Genomic DNA, 1,872 nt, shown 5'->3' on the forward strand with positions numbered 1-1,872 from the left:
TCGGCCCGCCCGGCAGGCGCGCCCGCAGCCGCGGACGGCTCGCCCGGCTCGCGCCCCGCCGCGGCCTGTGCGACCGCCGCGTCCCACGTATCCCGAGCGCTGCCAACGACCCGCGTGTCCTGCGCAACCGCCGCGTCCCACACGTCCCCCGTCGCCGGGCGCAGGCCCGCAGCGCGGCCGTAGCGAAACTCGCCAAGCGGGACGTCCGTCACGCGACCGCCCTCCACGCGCGCAGCCATGGTGGCGTAGTCGACCATCGTCTCGGGGCTGTGCGTGGCCACCACCACCGTGAGCCCCAGCTCGCGGTTGAGGCGGAACAGCGCGTGCAGGAAGCTCTTCTGCGCCACCGGGTCCAGCTGGGCGGTAGGCTCGTCCAGCAACAGCACCGACGGCTGCATGACCAGCACCGATGCCAGGCACACGAGCGCCTTCTGGCCTCCGGAGAGCTCCTCGGCACTCCGGCGGAACCACGGCTCCATGCCAAAGAAGTGAGCCACCTCCGCCACGCGGCGGCGCATGTCATCGGGCGCCACGCCCAGGTTCTCCAGGCCGAAGGCCAGCTCGTGCCACACCTTGTCGCAGACGATCTGGTTGTCCGCATCTTGGGACACATAGCCCACACGGGGCTCGCGCTCCCCCGCCGCGAGCGGCTCACCCCACAGCCACACCTCGCCCGTGCGCTCGCCCGTCGGCGCCAGCTCGGGCTTGGCGCAGCGCAAAAGCGTCGTCTTGCCCGACCCGGTGTCGCCCACCAGCACGGCGAAGGCGCCGGCCGGAACCGACCAGTCCACGTCGGACAGCACCGGGCCGCCCTGGGGATACGCGAAGGAGAATCCGCGGTAGGTCAGCGCATCCATCGCAAGCGCTCGCCTCCAATCAGAACGCAGGGCAGGAAGAAGAACAGGGCGTAGGGAACATAGCCCCACCACGGCGCAAGCGGCGTGAGGGTGGGATAGAAGCGGAACTGCCCGACGGCCGCCACGGCCACTGCCACGCAGAGCGCGCCGAGGCCCAGCACCACGGCCATGAACACGGCATCGCGGGTACGGAAGCGCTGGCGGCGGTAGGCGGTTCGCCGGGCGCCCGACGCCCAGCCGCGGGCGCGCATGGAGTCCGCCGTCTCCAGGCAGTCCTCCATCGACCAGCCCACGAGCACCGACATCTGCCGCACGGCGGCCGCGATCGTCTGCCGCTTGCCGGCCGGCGCCACGCGCGAGCAAGCCGCCTGGGCGTCCGCGACAGCCCGCCCGTGACGGCTGAACCGCGGCACGAGGCGCAGGGTCATGGACAGCATGAGGGCGAGCGCCGGCGCGCGGCCGCCAAGTGCCGTCATCACGCGATCAGCCGAGAGCACCGCCGCCGCGTTGGCGAACCAGGCGATGGTGGCCAGAAGCAGGCCGCCCATGGCCGCGCCGTAGGCCAGGCTCTCGCCGTAGAAGGCGAAGCTGCCCACGCGGAAGAGCTCGGTGGCGCCACGGGCGGCGAACACCGGGTTCACGAGCGTCACGATCACGAGAAGCGGCAGCTGCCAGCGCAGGTCGCGGGCCACGGCGCGGCCGCCTCGCAGCAGAGCGCCGCAGGCCAGCGCCCCCATCAGCGACGTCGCGATGAGAACCGGCTGGAAGGCGCCCATGGTAAGCCCGAGTGCCGCCGCGAAGAACGCCAGGGGAATGGCGGGATGCACCGCGTCAAGGGCGGGCGCACCCGCAGGCGGGGCCGCGGCGAAGGCCGAGTCGAATCGGCGCGGCGCGCCGTACGAGGACTCGCCGCCAGGCGCGCACGGCGCATCGGGCGAGGTCGCCGCCTCAGGCTGGAACTCGCTGCCAGGCGCGCAGGCCGCGCCGCGCGGGGCCGCCGCGCCATCGGGCGGGC

2 protein-coding genes are annotated in these 1,872 nt (G+C 73.5%); both read right to left on the reverse strand.

The annotated features are described in order from the left end of the window. Window positions 1–857, reverse strand: an 857-nt coding sequence (locus D1643_RS10780) for an energy-coupling factor ABC transporter ATP-binding protein (RefSeq protein WP_160710610.1), incomplete at its 3' end; no start/stop codon positions are given. Next, window positions 845–1,872 (reverse strand): energy-coupling factor transporter transmembrane component T (locus tag D1643_RS10785; RefSeq protein WP_201751101.1); only part of this gene is annotated, 1,028 nt, incomplete at its 5' end. The genes D1643_RS10785 and D1643_RS10780, both read right to left, overlap by 13 nt.

This window comes from Enterorhabdus sp. P55, assembly GCF_009911695.1.
GTDB lineage: Bacteria > Actinomycetota > Coriobacteriia > Coriobacteriales > Eggerthellaceae > Enterorhabdus.